The 15786-nt window shown below is 53.8% G+C and carries 15 protein-coding genes; 9 read left to right on the top strand and 6 right to left on the bottom strand.

Annotation, left to right across the window (positions count from 1 at the left end; genetic code table 11):
- Nucleotides 1–420 carry a hypothetical protein gene (locus FFI61_RS17780; protein WP_227714789.1) on the top strand — a complete coding sequence of 140 codons (420 nt, stop codon included), beginning with the start codon at nucleotides 1–3 and terminating at the stop codon, nucleotides 418–420.
- Nucleotides 421–468: 48 nt separating this feature from the next.
- On the opposite strand, the gene FFI61_RS08580 is transcribed toward FFI61_RS17780, so the two are convergent.
- The 4 genes from FFI61_RS08580 to FFI61_RS08565 form a co-directional block, all read right to left on the bottom strand.
- Nucleotides 469–3036 (bottom strand): CHASE2 domain-containing protein, encoded by a 2568-nt coding sequence (locus FFI61_RS08580; protein ID WP_200203976.1) that lies wholly within the window; start codon nucleotides 3034–3036, stop codon nucleotides 469–471.
- Nucleotides 3037–3067: 31 nt separating this feature from the next.
- The gene (locus FFI61_RS08575) at nucleotides 3068–4705 is read right to left on the bottom strand and encodes a FecR domain-containing protein (RefSeq protein ID WP_200203978.1); all 1638 of its coding nucleotides are present in this window, start codon (nucleotides 4703–4705) and stop codon (nucleotides 3068–3070) included.
- A complete protein-coding gene (locus tag FFI61_RS08570; protein ID WP_200203980.1) occupies nucleotides 4702–5406 on the bottom strand; it encodes a response regulator transcription factor in 705 nt (234 codons plus the stop codon). Before FFI61_RS08570 ends, FFI61_RS08575 begins: the two co-directional genes overlap by 4 nt.
- Nucleotides 5407–5477: 71 nt before the next feature.
- Nucleotides 5478–7640: a DNA topoisomerase 3 gene (locus FFI61_RS08565; RefSeq protein ID WP_200369962.1), complete on the bottom strand. Its 2163-nt coding sequence runs from the start codon at nucleotides 7638–7640 to the stop codon at nucleotides 5478–5480.
- A gap of 279 nt (nucleotides 7641–7919) precedes the next feature.
- Here FFI61_RS08565 and FFI61_RS08560 point away from each other — a divergent pair, with 279 nt between their 5' ends.
- Entirely contained in the window at nucleotides 7920–8246 is a 327-nt protein-coding gene (locus tag FFI61_RS08560) for a BolA family protein (protein WP_200369961.1), read from the top strand.
- A 42-nt stretch (nucleotides 8247–8288) separates the two neighbouring features.
- A complete protein-coding gene (locus tag FFI61_RS08555; protein WP_200203986.1) occupies nucleotides 8289–8912 on the top strand; it encodes an L-threonylcarbamoyladenylate synthase in 624 nt (207 codons plus the stop codon).
- Between the two features lie 3 nt (nucleotides 8913–8915).
- Here the strand turns inward: FFI61_RS08555 and FFI61_RS08550 are convergent, their stop codons facing one another.
- Nucleotides 8916–9581 carry a hypothetical protein gene (locus FFI61_RS08550; protein WP_200203988.1) on the bottom strand — a complete coding sequence of 222 codons (666 nt, stop codon included), beginning with the start codon at nucleotides 9579–9581 and terminating at the stop codon, nucleotides 8916–8918.
- A gap of 227 nt (nucleotides 9582–9808) precedes the next feature.
- On the opposite strand from FFI61_RS08550, the gene FFI61_RS08545 reads away from it, so the two are divergent.
- Nucleotides 9809–11431, top strand: coding sequence for a methyl-accepting chemotaxis protein (locus FFI61_RS08545; RefSeq protein WP_200369960.1), 1623 nt, complete (start codon nucleotides 9809–9811; stop codon nucleotides 11429–11431).
- Nucleotides 11432–11466: 35 nt separating this feature from the next.
- Here the strand turns inward: FFI61_RS08545 and rnk are convergent, their stop codons facing one another.
- Nucleotides 11467–11850 (bottom strand): nucleoside diphosphate kinase regulator, encoded by a 384-nt coding sequence (gene rnk / locus FFI61_RS08540; RefSeq protein ID WP_200203992.1) that lies wholly within the window; start codon nucleotides 11848–11850, stop codon nucleotides 11467–11469.
- Nucleotides 11851–12228: 378 nt separating this feature from the next.
- Between rnk and FFI61_RS08535 the strand changes: the two genes are divergently transcribed.
- The 5 genes from FFI61_RS08535 to FFI61_RS08515 form a co-directional block, all read left to right on the top strand.
- Nucleotides 12229–13359, top strand: coding sequence for an aminotransferase class V-fold PLP-dependent enzyme (locus tag FFI61_RS08535; protein ID WP_200369959.1), 1131 nt, complete (start codon nucleotides 12229–12231; stop codon nucleotides 13357–13359).
- Nucleotides 13360–13396: 37 nt separating this feature from the next.
- Nucleotides 13397–14029: an FmdE family protein gene (locus FFI61_RS08530; RefSeq protein ID WP_200369958.1), complete on the top strand. Its 633-nt coding sequence runs from the start codon at nucleotides 13397–13399 to the stop codon at nucleotides 14027–14029.
- Nucleotides 14030–14484: 455 nt separating this feature from the next.
- Nucleotides 14485–15006 carry a hypothetical protein gene (locus FFI61_RS08525; RefSeq protein ID WP_227714788.1) on the top strand — a complete coding sequence of 174 codons (522 nt, stop codon included), beginning with the start codon at nucleotides 14485–14487 and terminating at the stop codon, nucleotides 15004–15006.
- Nucleotides 15007–15202: 196 nt separating this feature from the next.
- Nucleotides 15203–15592, top strand: coding sequence for a GtrA family protein (locus FFI61_RS08520; protein ID WP_200369957.1), 390 nt, complete (start codon nucleotides 15203–15205; stop codon nucleotides 15590–15592).
- On the top strand, nucleotides 15576–15786 hold a 211-nt coding region (locus FFI61_RS08515), incomplete at its 3' end, for a glycosyltransferase (protein ID WP_200369956.1). The genes FFI61_RS08520 and FFI61_RS08515, both read left to right, overlap by 17 nt.

The following is a 15786-nucleotide window of genomic DNA, read 5'->3' as shown; positions in this document are numbered from 1 at the left end:
ATGAAACGCGTCATTAAAGTGTCGAAGGCATGGATCGCCGCGTTTTCTATGGGAGTTTTGCTTGCTGGGTGTGGTGGCGGTTCTGATTCCGGTAGCCCAGGAACTGTCGGCTCAAACACTGAGACCGTTTATCCAGAGGCCGAAAATGCGGCGGTGCTGAGCTGGAGCGCTCCCGAAAGTCGCGTTAATGGCGATAGAATCCCAATGGGCGAGTTGAACAAGTACATTATTCAGTACGGAAAAGATGCCGAGAAACTGGACCATAAGGTTGTTGTGGAAGGCGCCCAGGATTATGCCCAGATGACTCACAAAGTGGATAATCTGGATGCTGGTGTCTGGTACTTCACGATACTGGTTGAGGATAGCAATGGCTTGTTGAGCGCACCTTCAGCAATTGTTAACAAGGAAATCAAATCCTGAAGAAAGGGCGTGGCCGGCCTGCTGATTATAAGTGCGGGTTCGCAGGGTTTATGACAAGGGGTCGGCAATGGGGAGTTTAAGTGTAAACGATGAGCCTTCCCCGGGGCTGGACACAACGTATATCTCCCCGCGGTGTTTTTCTACAACGGTTTTTACAAACGAAAGCCCCAGGCCAGTGCCGTGAACACCTGCCAGTTCGCTGCTTTTTTGGCGCCGATAGCGGTCAAACAGATAAGGCAGTTCGTCAGGATCGATACCAGCGCCTTCGTCAGTAATGGTCAGGCATGCTTCATGCCCGGCTCGAAACACTTGAAGACTCACCGCCGAGCCAGTTGGGCTGTATTGCACCGCGTTGGTTAGCAGGTTGATCACGGCCCTCTCAAGCAGTTCTGCGTTACCTCTTAACCATAAATCTTCAGTCCCTTGGAGTTGCAGTGAAATTCGTTTCTCTACGGCCTGCTCACTGACGCTGTCACGGGCATTTTCAACAATGGCCAAAAACTCGCATTCATAAAAGCGGGTCTCGGTCAGCTGCTCGGCCCGTGCCAGCTGCACAAACTCTTCCGCCAAATGGTAGCTTCGTCTTGCCAGGCGCCCCAATTGCTCCAGTTGGCTCTGGTCGACATGAGTCGGGTCGCGCTTCAGTTGCTCGATAAGTGCCAGCTGCGACACCAGGGGTGAGCGTACATCGTGGGATATAAAGTCGATGGCTTCGCGGTGTTGGCGCTGCTGTTCCCGCAGTTCGGATATGTCAGAAATGTTCGCAATGATGCCGTATTGCACGCTGTCGGGAAGAGCAAAGGGAGCGAAATGGATCAGGAAGTCTTTCTCACGGATTTTGAGTTCCACGGTCCGGCTTTGCAGAAGCGTGAGCGTTTCAGAAACGGTTTCATGCCAGGGTGGTGTTTCCCGCGGGTCGTGCCCTTCAAGAAGTCGCGTCAATGGTAAGCCGCCCAGGCTTGGCATGGGCTCTCCGAACCACTCCTCAATGTGGCCGTTGGCAAACCGGATGATGCCGAGCTCGTCAGTAACGATAATGCCATCAGGCATGCGTTCAAAGCTGCGGCGGATAAATTCCTGAATGTGGTTCAGGCGCTCAGTCGCAACTTTAACGCGCTCAATGCGCGCTGAAATATTTTCACTGGGTTTTGGGTTTTTTGCAGCGTGTGCAGTATCTGAAAGCTTGAGGCGGCGTAAATAGCGCTGTATCGCCTCCCGGCTGAGGTCGTTGGGGAGCGTAAATCCCAATGTGTAGCTGTCGCTTCCACGGTAGAACCGAATCCAGCTTTGATTGCCGCTGTGGTGCCAGAGCCCCGGTTCCAGATTGCCGGGAATATCAGCCAGATTCAGGTTTCGTATGGAGAGAATGTTCTGCGCTTCCACCAGTAACCAGCCCTGGGGCTGAAACAGCGCCTGGAAGTGTTCAAGAAGCTGGGTTGCCGGGCGCTTTGATGGCTCCGGTAAGGCGACTCTGGGGCTGCGCACCAGTTCATCGAGTTGCCGGTTCAGAAACTGGTTGGCCATGGCCAGGCGCAGACCGCTGGATATGGGAAACGCAAGCAGGGGAATGATCAACGCGTGAGCAACCGAAAGCCTGATCTGGAATACACTCACCATAACCAGATACATTCCAACAATTGCTCCGCTGGTCATGAGGCATGCCAGCAAGGTGCGTGCAGGGCGTATTCGCGGCAACAGCAAGGCCAAGGTTACAAGGGTGATCATTGCCAGAGCAATGCCAACCCATTTGGGAGTTGTCCTGATGAGCAGCTGCTGATTGATGGCGGAAAGTGTGTTTGCATGAAACTCCACTCCCGACATCGGCTGGCTGAGACCGGAGAAAGGCGTGGGTAATATATCTCCCAGGCCCGCTGCCGTGGCCCCAACAAAGACCGTTTTGCCACCGAATGTGTCCGGTGCGGGAGGGCTGCCAAGTACGTCGCTGTAGGAGTAGGTAGGTAAGGTGCCGGCTCCACCTGCAAGCGGAACTATCCGATAGTCGTCCCTAACGTTTACAAAGGCAGGCAGCCCTTGTGTGGCAGGTTTTCGGGGGCCAACACCTGATGCTGCAAGTGCAAGGCTGGGCCAGAGTTGTCGCCCCATGCCATTAAACAGATAGAGCCCTCTGGCGATGCCGTCATGGTCCAGTTCAACATGTGCATGGCCAAGGCTGGCCGCTGCAGAGATAAGGTCGCCAGGAGGAAGCTGTTCGCTGAGTAAAAGGCGAGAGCTCGAGGGTGCCAGATGAATGGGCAGTATTACTTTGCCATGGTCCTGCATGGCACTGCTTAGGTCCCCATCGTCTGGAGAAGGCTCTATGAACAATATGTCGAACACAATGGTGCTTGCGCCGGCTTGGTGCAGCTTCCTGATAAGATCGGCGTGGGTTTGTCTTGGCCAGGGCCAGCGGCCTTCTTGGGCGAGGCTGTGGTCGTCAATGGCGACAATGGCTATGTCGGGAGAAACAAAAGCAGGGCTGGCAAGCAGGGCAGAGTCCAGGAGCCAGTAATCAATACGTTGGGGCAACTCCGTTGTTTCGGCGAGCAAAAACAGGAGCAGGAGTGACAGACCGAGCGTCCATGGAGTCGTCTTAATTGGCAACCAATCCCGGTTCATGAGTCCTGCTTTGCGCGTTAAGTGTTCGAAGTTATTCCAGGTACAGTTCCCTCCCTGGTCCCCAGCGGCTCTGCAATGGGCCGTCAGAAAGTGCTTTCAGGCGCACAAAATACCGCCTTCCGGGAATAAGACGCAAGGCCGCTGTGGTGTCTGGTAGTGTAGCTTCTTTAATTATGTCGTTAAAACCGGGCTCTTCTGCCAGTTGTAACCGGTAATTCGACGCCGTATCCACCTTTTCCCAGAACACACGAACCTGGCTGTCGATGTAGTTGATGCTGATGATTCGCACCGGCGGGAGGGTGCCATTTACAATCAGTTTTCTCGGCTGGGTGGTTGCTACCGAGTTCCCGCCGGCTTCTGTTACTACGCGCCAATAATATTGACCTGGGCTCAAGGGGCGGGAGGGCAGGGCCGTTGTCCCCGGAGCCCATTCACTGGTTGCAATCAGGTTGCGGAAAGTATCGTCTTCAGCAATTTCAACCCGGGCCACTTCGTTTTCACCTTTAAGTACCCAGCGAAACTCCGGCATGTCGTCGTTCACGCTGCCACCGTTTTCGGGCGTAAGCAGGCTGGCTGTGCGAGCTTGCAGGTCAACCTCTATGGGTAGGATACCGGGCATTCCTGTCATGCCTTGCGGGTCGAGTGCCGCCAAATGCACAACATACTGCCCGTTATCCAGGCGGCTGATATCGAAACGGTTCCCGTCTACTTCACGGCTTTCAACCCAGCGCCCGCTTTCTGTTTCAAAGATATCAAGGCGATACTTGGCTGATTGGGCTGATTTCCAGGTCATCTCTGCCGGGAGTTGCCTGAGCACCGGTGGTAGTGAGTTGATTTCGGGAGCGGCTGGCATCTTCCGTATGTTCAGTTTGCTGCTGCTATAGCTGGCAACTGTGGCACTGTAGCCTGCAGGAATCTGGTGGGTCCGGTTAGGGGCCCCAAACTCAACAACGCCCTCGGTTACCTGCAAACGGGTGCCTTCAGGCCCGGTTTGCAGAGAAAATGCTGTGCCACGCACGGCAGCGACGGCAGAAGGCGTTTCGATCTCAAAGCGGGCGCCACCTTCAATGACTGGCTTTACTCGAGTGTGCACTTCTCCCCGGTTCAATCTCAGCCGTGTATCAACCATGCCTGATTTTCCATACTGGGTTAGCCGGTTGAAGATCAGTCTTGAATTTGGAGATATGCGCACTTCTGAGCCATCTGCTAATGCAATGGTTGCGGCGCCAGCGGCAGAAAGCACTTCATCGCCTACCCGTATAAGTGCGTCTTTTGCCAGAGGCTTTTTACGCCCGTCAATGCCGGATATCAGCTGAACGCTGCCAGAAACCGAGGTGACACGTGCGGGGTCGGGTTGTCTTTTGAGCCAGGATAAGGGAATGCGAATGCGGTCGCCTTCTCCCAGCATGGCGGCGTTTTCGATAGCGTTGTATTGCAGCAGTCGACCAGCACTATAGCTTTTAATCAGAAGATCGCTGGCTACTTCGGTAAAACTCTCGCCCGCTTTCAGAGTATAAACCCACTCAGGCGCAGTTTGGCTGGAGGCGTTCGCGATGGTTGTTGCCGAACCGCGTGTAAGTGAAAGTTCTGCGCTCACAGGTGCGCCCAATGCCAGCAAAGCCAGCATCAGGAATACTTTAGTGAGAAAGGGCACAGGGTTTTCAATCATTCTTCAGTGGTAGCCTCGGCTTTCATGGCTTCAAGGCGATAACCGCGCTGGTAAATTGTTTTGATGCGGAACCCGTTTTCCGGATTCAAGCCCAACCGCCGCCGCAAGCGGCTCATGTGAGTGTCTACCGTTCGCGTATTGATGTCGCGCGCCAAGCCCCAAACCCGCTCCAGAAGGACTTCACGGGTGAGCAGGCGGCCCTGATTCTGAAACAGGAATAAGGTCAGATCGAAATCTTTGTCGGTCAGGGTCAGCTCTTCACCGTGAAGGGCTATGGTTCTGTGTTGCGTGTTGACTTCAAAAGGCCCGTATACCAGGACTTCCTTTTCGCTGTCTGGATTGGCGCGGCGTGCCAAGGCGTTAATGCGTGCCACTAATTCCGCTGCCCGTGCGGGCTTTGCAATAAAGTCGTCTGCGCCAGCGTCCAGGGCTTCAACGATATCGGCTTCACTGTCGCGCTGAGTGAGAAACACTACGGGAATTGGCCAGTTAATCTGTGCTCTTATGCTTTTGAGCACATCAATGCCGGTCATGTCGGGAATCTGCCAGTCCAGAATCATCAGGTCATAGCTGCGGTGCAGTGCCGCGCTGATGAAGCTTTGGCCTGTAGGAAAGCTGTCGCAGTCGTGCCCATACTCCGACAAAATGGACTGTATGTGCTGCGCCTGTTCTTGTTGATCTTCAAGCAGAGCGATGCGCATTACGCTTCTCCCGGGATAAGTGGTGTTGTATCAGTCGATTATCACAAATTGGAGCACTGTATTCAGTGTCGTTATGTAGCCTTGCGTAAAGGAAATGCAGGCTTTCCGTTTTCGTCGTCCACTGTTTGTCGGCAGGCAGGAAAATTACTGCAGCCCCAGAACCAGCCTTTTTTACCTTTCCGTCTGACCAAGGGGGAAAAACAGTGGGGGCAGGGTACAGGCTTTTGCCCGGTACCGTCCTGGGGCGTTGCATCTTCAATCGGGCGCGTGCCACGGCAGTCGGGGTATCGAGTGCAGGCAAAGAAGCGACCGAATTTGCCGTCTCTCTCGGTCATTGGTGTACGGCACTTTGGGCAGTTTGGCGCCAGGGTTTCAGGCCCTGCACCTGGCGTGTCCGCCTTGGTGCCAATGAAGAGGCGAATTTCAGTCTTCAGTGTGTCCAGAAATTTACGAGGGTCGTCTTCACCCCTGCGAATACTCTCGAGCGTCGCCTCCCAGACGGCGGTTCTGTCTGGCTTGCTGACCGATTCCGGCAGTGCACTGATCAGCGTTTTGCCTTTGTCGGTGGCGCGAATATGGCGGCTGTCCCGGTACAGGTAGTCCCGTTTGAACAGGGTGTCGATTATGTTCGCCCGGGTTGCCTCCGTACCCAGTCCGTCAGTTTCTCGCAGGGTTTTGCGGAGTTCCGGGTCGGTTACAAATCGGGCAATGTTGGTCATCGCCGAGAGCAGCGTTGCATCGGTAAAGTGCTGGGGTGGCTTGGTTTTGCGCTGGATTACGGTGCTGTCTTCGCAGAAAACGGGTTCGCCTTTGCTCAGGCGTGGCAGCGGTGCTTTATCTGTTTCTTTTTTATTGTCCCGGAGTTTTAGCTCCAGTACTTTCCAGCCGGGTTCGAGCACGGCGGTTTCTGAGGCGCGGAATCGGTGCTCGGTAATTCGCACGGTCAGTTGGCCTTCGCGGTGTATGGCATCGGCAAAAAACTGCATCAGATAATAGCGGCTGATCAAGCCGTATACCTTCTGTTCAGTGTCACTGAGCTTTCCGTTGGGCGCGGTTCTGCTGGTGGGAATGATGGCGTGGTGGGCATCCACTTTTTTGTCGTTCCACGCGGCTGTTCTGCGGCTGAAGTCTGCTTTGCTACAGGCATCGGCAAGGTCGGGGGAGACTCGGGCAATGGCACCGGTGACTTGCTCACGCTGGGCAAAATGGCCTTCTGGCAGGTAACGGGAGTCTGATCGGGGGTAGGTGATCAGTTGGTGGCGCTCGTAAAGATTCTGTGCCGTGTCCAGTACGTCCTTTGCTCCCATGCGGAACAGGCGTCCCGCCTCAATTTGCAGAGCCGAGAGAGATAAGGGTAAGGGCGGCGCTTCCGAGCGGTCGCGAAAGCGAGAGTCCAGTACTGTGCCGGGCCGGTTGTGAATGCTGGCAGCAATCTGCTCAGCGGTGGCGCGATCCAATAGGTGGCTTTCTTCGTCCAGATGATCCTGAAACTGTTCGTCTGGAACCCATTTGGCGGTGAAGGGTTGTTGGTCTGCCTCTTCTTCCTGGGCTCTGAAGCGTGCCTCTATGGGGAAGTATGGTTTGGGCTCGAAGTTCTCTATGGTTCTATCACGCTCCACCACCAGACCCAGCACCGGAGTTTGCACCCGGCCTACGGAGTAAACGCCCTTTTGACCTTGCTGCTGGTAGTTCAGCGTATAAAAACGGGTAAGGTTGATGCCGTAGAGCCAATCGGCCCGTTGTCGGGCAAGGGCAGAGTGGGAAAGCCGGCGAAATTCGCGGTTGTCTCTGGGCTGCTGTATGGCCTTGGCGACTGCTGCAGGTGTCAGATCGTTGATGAGTATGCGCTGCACAGGTGCCTGAGTTCCGAAGTAGCGTATTACTTCATCAACCAGCAATTGGCCTTCTCTGTCTGGGTCTCCGGCATGGACGATGGTCTTTGCTTGCCGAATGAGGGATTCCAGTGCGTTGAGTTGATGGCGCACGCTGTCTTTCGGGGACAGCTGCCATTTGTCCGGGAACATGGGGAGGTCGTGCTGGCGCCATGTTTTCCATGCCGGGTTGTAGCTCGCCGGTTCGGCAGGTTCCAGCAGGTGACCAATGCACCAGCTTACGGTCGCAGCTTCACTGCCGTTGCCACAGCGGATCCAGCCCTGGCCTTTTTGGTAGGGGCCGGGGAGGGCGGCGGCAATGGCTCTGCCAAGGCTGGGTTTTTCGGCGATGTACAGGAGCATGTTTGGGTATGGTTTTGTCTGGATTTGGGGTGGTGGGGAATGTGGCGGTTTGGGTGTTGGGTGTCAAGGTTCGGGAGCTGCTTGTTCTGTAGTAGACTGTTTGCTCTGGAGGTGGCGGCTGCGGGCGTCGGCTTCCCAAAAGACGCCGTGAACCCATCCATGGGGGCTTGGTGTTGCCATCCCTGGCAACACACACTTTTGGGAAGCCGACGCCCACAGCCGCTTCAGGCTCAGAGATATCGCCACTACATACAGAGCGAACTGTGGAGTTAAAAAGTAATGAAAATGCAGAATGCAATTGAAGCCAAGCTGAATGAGGCGTTTAGCGCCAGCATTCTTCAGGTGGAGAATGAGAGTCACAAGCACAGCGTGCCGCCTAATTCGGAGACGCACTTCAAGGTGACCATGGTGTCGCCGGCCTTTGCGGGGCAGATGAAGGTTAAACGGCATCAGGCTATTTATCAGGTGCTTTCTGAGGAGTTGGAGATGGCCGGTGGCGTGCATGCATTGGCGTTGCATCTATACTCTCCTGAGGAGTGGGAGGCAACGGGTCAGGTTGCACCCACGTCACCGAATTGTATGGGTGGTTCCAAGTCTGATGCTTAATCGGCGGCTTCAGATGGCTAAAAAACACAGCGGAGGGCTTTTATGAGTCAGTTTTTTCAGATTCATCCGGAAAACCCGCAAAAGCGGTTGATCAAGCAAGCGGTTGAGATTCTTCGCGCTGGTGGCGTAATTGTATACCCCACCGACTCCGGGTATGCCCTTGGGTGCCATTTGGGTGAGAAACCGGCAGCAGACAAGATAAAGCGCATTCGAAAGCTGGATGATAAGCATAACTTCACATTAGTGTGCCGGGATCTGTCGGATATCGGTGTGTATGCCAAGGTGGATAATACCCAGTACAGGTTGCTGAAAACCTTCACGCCCGGTCCTTATACCTTTATTTTGGATGCAACGAGTGAGGTGCCAAGGCGCCTGCTGAACCCGAAGCGTCGCACAATTGGTGTGCGGGTTCCTGATAATGCGATTGTCCGGGATCTGTTGGGTGAGCTTGGCGAGCCTATTATGAGCAGCACGCTGATTTTACCGGGTGAGACTGACCCCATGACGGACCCCTACGACATACGGGATACGCTACAGCACGAGCTTGATTTGATTATTGATGGCGGCTTCTGTGGCATGGAGCCAACCACCGTGGTGAACTTTACCGGTGAAGTGCCGGAGGTTACCCGGGTGGGTAAGGGCGATCCGGCACCGTTTGAACAGTAGGGCTTAGGCTCGGGTGTTCAGGTTGAAGGCGTAAGCGCCCCGGTTGGCTGCAACGTTAAATTGGTCAGTCGGAGCGGAGCGGCGCAGGGTGTCGTAGCGGTGTACGAGATCCTGCAAGCCGTTGAATTGCTGGTTTTCGCTGATCAGCGTATCCAGCAGTGAATTATTAACCCCATAGGCTTGGCTGAGTTTCAGGGCGTTGTCCATGAAGTGCAGAGTTGGCTCGTTCACGCTCAGCCGGCTAAAGGCATCCGCAAAGTTTTTGTTTACATTCAAATCCTTCTCGATTCGACTTCGGGTTTCTTCTGCCAGGTTGCCGCCCACCTCAATCCTACCGCTGTCGTTTTTGTTGACGCTTATCGATAGGGATGGGTTCAGGTTATATTCGGCAAGTTTGTGCCGCAGCGTCTCCCTGATGAAGGCAAGATCCTGCCCTACGGTTTGCTTGTAATCCGATAGGGGCAGCTTCCGGGATTTAGGCCTGCCGGCATCAGTCAAAAGCTCTCCCGATGGTGTAAAACGGTCATCCCCCGGCCCTGAGGGTTGCAATGTCTCAGCACTGGCTGTGCCTTTGGCCTTTTGTTCATCGGCCCCGTTTGCAACAGGGCGCTTCTCCAGAGTTTGCTGAAAGCGGGTGCTTGCCTGGATAAGAGATGTCAGCAGTGACATGGCGTGCATTCCTCCACTGGCTCGCACAAGCGCGCCAGAAATTTATCGTCTGTCTCCTGGTGTATGCACATTCCGGGCCAGCCACTGAAAATACGTGCTTCTGATCTGAGTCAGTAAATATTTGACGCATGTCTATAAAGTTAACCGTCCTTTTGCCGTCAACCACATAGAATGTTTGAAAGAGCCAGGTAAAGCTTGGTGCTCATTGTTCTTTTGACTGAGTCGCTATGAAAAACCAATATTCCATTCGTTTTCTGCTGCTCGCTGCCCTGGCAGCTGCGTTTTCACTCATCCTGGTTTTTACCGTGCTCCATAGTGCCAGTTCCCAGCGCGACCACATGGAAGAGTTCAGTCACAAATACGTGGATGGCCTTGCCAAGTCCTATTTTGACGGACTGAACACCATGATGGTGACTGGTACCATCAGCAACCGTGATGTGCTTCGGGACAAGGTGATGGCGCCTGCGGATGTGCTGGATGTGAGGGTGATTCGTAGCGATCAGCTGAACCAGATGTTTGGCACCGGTACCCAGGCAGAGCAGAAACGTGATGCAGACGATAGAAAAGCACTGGACGGCCAGAGAATTGAGCGTTACTCAAGCAATGAAAATGGGCGTGTTTACACGTTAATTGACCCGGTTATTGCTCAATCAGACTATCAGGGTGTGGATTGCCTGGGTTGCCATCAAGCCCAGGAAGGGGATGTGCTGGGTGCGATTCGAGTGGATTATTCTCTCGCTGAAAGCGACGCCAGCTTGCACCAGCAATTGCTTACCAGTGGCGGTATTCAGATCGCCATCTTTGTTGCAGTATTCTTCCTGACCGGGCTGGTTTTGAATCGGCTGGTGTTCTCCCGTTTACGTCGGCTCCAGATGAGTATGGATGAGATTTCCGGAAACTCTGATCTCACGATTGAGCTGGATGTATCGCGCAATGATGAAATTGGGACTGTTTCCCTTGCGTTTAATCGCATGATGGCAAAAATCCGTGAAAGTATGCACACGGTGATGGATAACGCCGAGCAGGTTGAGCGGGCGGCCCGTAGCATTGCGGAAAAGGCCCAAACTACTGGCCGCGAAGTCACGGCTCAAAAAGACAATACAGACCAGGTTGCCAGCGCAACCACTGAAATGGCCGCATCGGCTGTTCAAGTGCGGGAGAATGCCAACCACACAGCTCGAAAGTCGGCGGAAACAGCTGAATCTGCCAATAGCGGTGAACAACTTGCGCGCACAGCAGTAGAGGGTATTGAAACGCTCAACACGGAAGTACAGAGTGGCGCTAAACGAATAGAGGACTTGAACGAACGTACCAGTCAGATGGCGAAGATGTTGGAAGAAATCTCTAATATTGCGGAACAAACCAATCTGCTGGCGCTGAACGCTGCTATTGAGGCTGCCAGAGCGGGTGAGCAGGGGCGTGGGTTCTCAGTGGTTGCAGATGAGGTTCGAGCGCTCGCATCACGCACTCAGGTATCTACAGAGGAAATCCGCAAAACCATAAACTCTCTTCAAAGCGAAGTAACCGAATGTGTGGCTACCATGCGCCATGCCTCTGATATGGCAGGGCATGAGGTAGAAGCCATTCTGAAAGTAGAAACCGAGTTGCAAACCATTGCGTCGGCCGTTCGTGAAATCACTTCACTTAACCAGGAAATGGAAAGCGCAGCGAACGAACAGAGCGATGTGTCTGAAATTATCAATCAGAACGTGATTGAAATCAGCCGCTCGGCCGAGCAGACAGCAACAGATGCTCAGGAAACGGCTGGTATTGCAGGTGATTTGCTGGTGATGGCGGAAGCGCTTAGAGAAACTATTGAGCAGTTCCGATTAATCAGAAAGGACAACTAGCGGGGCGGGCCACTTAAACCGCCCCCGCCATGCGATTAGCCCTCTCGGGTAACACCAATGATCTTGAGATGGATGTTGTTACGGCCACGGATTGGCCACTCGATAGAGTCACCCACAGCAAGTCCAAGTAGTGCCGAGCCAGCTGGTGCCAGAATAGAAATCTTGCCTTCTCCAGTGCCCACTTCGTGAGGGTAGACCAAAGTCAGCTCCTGCTCCTGGCCGGTATCTGCATTCTGAAAGCGCACTTTTGAATTCATGGTCACTACGTGCGCTGGCATTTCTGCAAGCGGCACAAGCGTGGCGCGGCTCAGTTCATCATCCAGACCTTCTGCCACATCGGAATCACCCTGTTTTTCGATCAGGGTAGTCAAACGGTTGAAATCTTCTTCAGCAACCAAAACTGCCGGCATATCAGCCATAGTTATCTCCAAAAAATATAATTAGTAATTCAAAATTTCAGGATTCAGGCGCCGAACCCGGCGTTTTTAAAGCGGATTCAGCGAGAAAAGAGAAAAGCGGGCAACACACCAGCAGTGCCTGCCTGACGGCGGGCGCTTGAATGATAGAAAGGAATAAACGCTGAGAATAATGATCTCACAGGTTCACCTGGTGTGTTGTCTGGATAAATAAAGAAAAAGCGGGAACTTGGCCGCTTTGGTCAATTTATAAGCTTTTGTCGGGTTCCACAAGTGGGCTTGCAGAAAACGTAAGAAATAAAGCGCATAACGCCAGATTTGTTAGACTCACACCATAGATGATTCATCCAGAAACTGCACCAGGCAAGGAATCTACGCCCCATGTCCAAATTGTTTCCTTCTGTTGACCCCGATGGGCTACTGGAATACTCCGTGGTATTCAATGATCGCTCGCTAAACCACATGTCTGCGCCATTTGAGCAAATAATGCGGGATATTTCCTCCACTTTGCGGCACGTGTACAACGCCAAAGCAGCTGTAATTGTGCCCGGCGGTGGTAGTTTTGGTATGGAGGCCGTGGCTCGCCAGTTTGCCAATGATGAAGGCTGCCTGATAGTCCGCAATGGCTGGTTCAGCTACCGCTGGACGCAAATACTGGAAGCAGGCCGAATCACCGATCGCGTGACGGTGCTCTCCGCACGGGCTATTGACGATTCACCCCAGGCAGCATTTGCACCTGTACCCGCCGAGGAAGTTGCAGGGCGCATCAGGGCGGAAAAGCCAGCCGTTGTGTTTGTGCCTCACGTGGAAACCGCTGCCGGGATCGTGCTGCCAGACGACTATCTGAAAATCATTGGGGAGGCTGTAAAAGAGGTTAATGGCTTGTTCGTGTTGGATTGCGTAGCCTCCGGTGCCCTCTGGGTTGATACCACCGCCTGTGGCGTGGATGTACTTATTACTGCGCCGCAGAAAGGCTGGAGCGCTTCACCCTGCGCCGCCCTGATCACCTTGAGCGACCGTGCGATTGCGCGGATAGAAGAAACCACCAGCAGCAGTTTCGCCGGGGATCTACGCAAATGGTCGCAGATTATGCAGGCCTATGAATCCGGCAGCCACGCCTACCATGCCACCATGCCCACCGATACCCTGGCTATCCTTCGTGATGCCATGCTTGAAACGTTGAAAACCGGCCCAGACCTGTTGTTTCAGCGCCAGGAAGAATTGGGCCGCAAAGTGCGCAAGCTGTTTTATGGCGCTGGTTTCAAGAGTGTTGCCAGCCCGGGCTTTGAGTCGTCTAGCGTTGTGGTGTTGCACACCGACAATATTAATATCCATAACACTAGCCTGTTTCGTGAGCAGGGCTTGCAGACGGCAGCTGGCGTGCCGATGATGTGTGGTGAGCCAGAGAGTTTCTGCACCTTCCGTATGGGCCTCTTTGGCTTGGAGAAGTTGAATAACGTGGATCGAACTGTGGAGAAGCTGAGAGTGGCTCTGAAGGCGATTCAGGGCTGAGATTGTGGTATCAATGTCCCGGTTTCAGGAGATAGTGATGGCGTTCCCCAAGTTTTTTGATGATGCACCCGTTATTTCTTTACGTGATCCGCTGGCAGATCTTCTGGGTGCTGCCGAAGGTGGCGCTATCGAGTATCGCTACGCAGATGTTGTAAGGCTGGCGGGGCATTCCTGTCCGACTGTTGCCGGTGCCTACCTGAGCGTTCGGGCTGCACTGAATGTGCTGTATCCGAACTCACTGCCCGAGCGCGGCGCAATTCGGGTACACATGCCCGCGCCAGAAACAGAGGGCACTATTGGCGTTGTCGCACAGGTAATAACAATGCTTACCGGTGCCACTGCCCAGGGTGGCTTTAAGGGCATAGGAGGCCGTTTTGCTCGTAATGGACTACTCAGTTTCGCCAAAAAAAGTGGTGAGAATGATGGGGCTGTTCGTTTCGAGCGCATCGATACCGGCGCAGCAGTAACGGTAAAATTTGATGCCAATCAGATCCCCCCGCATGAATCCCAACGCGAGCGTATGTTGGCTGTTATGCACAACCGCGAGACACCTGAGCAGCAGGTGGAGTTTGCTCGCCTTTGGCAGAAACGTGTACGCAAAATGCTGCTTGAGCACGCCGACGACCCGGAACTGGTTCGTGTTCTGCCGTTGAGTGGTGCGAAGGTTTAGTGCTTCGACACTGACTAGTGTCAGGCGGGAACCCGGGCCTGCGGCAGTCAACGCCGCAGGCTTCCGGTGAGATCGTATTTTATTTCAAGTTTTCGAAGTCAGCATACGCTGCTGACTTTCCATAGGCTCAGATCACCGCGCAGACCATCCTGTGCCCTCGGCAGGACTAACATGTCTGCATAAATAATTGTCTTGTCTTAATGTTAAATTTATTGCTGCTGTATGCCCAGAATATACCCGTATAAATGTTTATGTAATTGGTAGTGCCTACGCCTTCTGCCTGAGCAGACGCTTCGATTCAAAACAATCATAGGTATATATCACCTGTGTGAACTGAGGCGCTGAAAGTGCGTACCCTCCCAATTCACGCAGGAATCTTCAATGCCCGAATAATGTCCCAACTGCCATTCTGGCTGTTGTTTTTGCTCTGACACACTGGCTGGTCGAAATGGCGGATGATGCCAGTGATTTATCTGGTACTGGCCGCCCACGCGCTGTTGTTGGCCCCGCTGAAATGGTGGCACCAACCCACCGGTTGGCTGATGGCGCTATTGATCGCAGGTGGTGCCGTGGAAAGCCTGCAGTCGCTGACCGGGCAAATCGGAAGCAGCCGCCGCTACAAGGGGTTGGTTCAGGCCGTGAAGCAGACATCAGCCAACATTACGGAAGTCGTCTGTGACATGGGCAAGCGGTGGCCCGGTCATCAGGCCGGACAATTCGCCCAACAAATATGGGTGGCTGGCGGCATAGGTATCACACCGTTTCTGGCGGCTCTGGAAAAGCGCCTGATCAATTCCAAACAAAAACATCCGGTTATCACACTTCATTACTGCACTGCCGGAGATATCACTGCATATCCACGACAGTTTGCAGGGGCAGCGGTTGGCCGTGAATCAACTGCAAGTCCATGGCTCCAAGGTAGATGTCTGGTTTTGCGGGCCGCAGGGCCTCGCAGATGCCATGCGAAGCGGGCTTAAGCAACAGCCCATTTCATTACGTTTCCATCAGGAAAGTTTTGAGTTTCGTTAAAAGGGAAAGCGTATCTTTGCCGGGACTAACTCTGGCTTTGACATTTTCCTGATAAAACTCCCACAAACCTGTGACACAGGGTGGGTCATCATACCCACTCAATGTCAGGGCGACGTTTCAGTCGTCAATGTGGTGGTTATTGTCATGAGCACACTCCTATCGCGCCAACTTCAGGGATTTGTAGCGGCCGGCGGCCTTTCTACGTTGCTCCACTGGTTTGTAATGGCAGCATTGATCGCTGCCGGGCTTGAACCAGTGCTGGCAACCGTTAGCGGAAGCGTGTCTGGTGCGCTGCTAAATTACGGCCTCCAGCGGCGCCTGGCATTTCGCAATGCCGGCCCTCACAGGGTCACGTTGTGGCGCTATATCGTCTCCTGTCTTGGCGCCTGGTTCTGCAATCTCGCCTTCTTTTTTCTACTCAATAACGTATTGGGACTTCCCGTCACCTTGTCACAAATCGTGACCACAGGGCTTGTCGCTGCACTGAATTACATCGTCTACCAGAGGCTGGTTTTCCATGAACAACCGCGTTGAGTTCCCCGTCGTACCTTTGGATGACCCGTTTGGCAAGCCGCTGTTATCGCTGGTGGTGCCGCTGTACAACGAGCGCCCGATGCTGCCCCTTTTCTTTGAGCGGGTTCTACCGGTGCTTGCCACCCTGGACCTGCACTGGGAAATCGTGCTGATTGATGACGGCAGTGATGATGGCAGTGCCCAATACATCCGCA

The sequence above is a fragment of the Marinobacter sp. DY40_1A1 genome, assembly GCF_016597815.1.
GTDB lineage: Bacteria > Pseudomonadota > Gammaproteobacteria > Pseudomonadales > Oleiphilaceae > Marinobacter > Marinobacter xiaoshiensis.
This window is presented reverse-complemented; position numbering and strand designations above follow the sequence as displayed.

Coding starts and splice junctions, on each gene's coding strand:
- FFI61_RS17780 (WP_227714789.1), top strand. CDS start 1: ATGAAACGCGTCATTAAAGTGTCGAAGGCATGGATCGCCGCGTTTTCT.
- FFI61_RS08580 (WP_200203976.1), bottom strand. CDS start 3,036: ATGAACCGGGATTGGTTGCCAATTAAGACGACTCCATGGACGCTCGGT.
- FFI61_RS08575 (WP_200203978.1), bottom strand. CDS start 4,705: ATGATTGAAAACCCTGTGCCCTTTCTCACTAAAGTATTCCTGATGCTG.
- FFI61_RS08570 (WP_200203980.1), bottom strand. CDS start 5,406: ATGCGCATCGCTCTGCTTGAAGATCAACAAGAACAGGCGCAGCACATA.
- FFI61_RS08565 (WP_200369962.1), bottom strand. CDS start 7,640: ATGCTCCTGTACATCGCCGAAAAACCCAGCCTTGGCAGAGCCATTGCC.
- FFI61_RS08560 (WP_200369961.1), top strand. CDS start 7,920: ATGAAAATGCAGAATGCAATTGAAGCCAAGCTGAATGAGGCGTTTAGC.
- FFI61_RS08555 (WP_200203986.1), top strand. CDS start 8,289: ATGAGTCAGTTTTTTCAGATTCATCCGGAAAACCCGCAAAAGCGGTTG.
- FFI61_RS08550 (WP_200203988.1), bottom strand. CDS start 9,581: ATGTCACTGCTGACATCTCTTATCCAGGCAAGCACCCGCTTTCAGCAA.
- FFI61_RS08545 (WP_200369960.1), top strand. CDS start 9,809: ATGAAAAACCAATATTCCATTCGTTTTCTGCTGCTCGCTGCCCTGGCA.
- rnk (WP_200203992.1), bottom strand. CDS start 11,850: ATGGCTGATATGCCGGCAGTTTTGGTTGCTGAAGAAGATTTCAACCGT.
- FFI61_RS08535 (WP_200369959.1), top strand. CDS start 12,229: ATGTCCAAATTGTTTCCTTCTGTTGACCCCGATGGGCTACTGGAATAC.
- FFI61_RS08530 (WP_200369958.1), top strand. CDS start 13,397: ATGGCGTTCCCCAAGTTTTTTGATGATGCACCCGTTATTTCTTTACGT.
- FFI61_RS08525 (WP_227714788.1), top strand. CDS start 14,485: ATGATGCCAGTGATTTATCTGGTACTGGCCGCCCACGCGCTGTTGTTG.
- FFI61_RS08520 (WP_200369957.1), top strand. CDS start 15,203: ATGAGCACACTCCTATCGCGCCAACTTCAGGGATTTGTAGCGGCCGGC.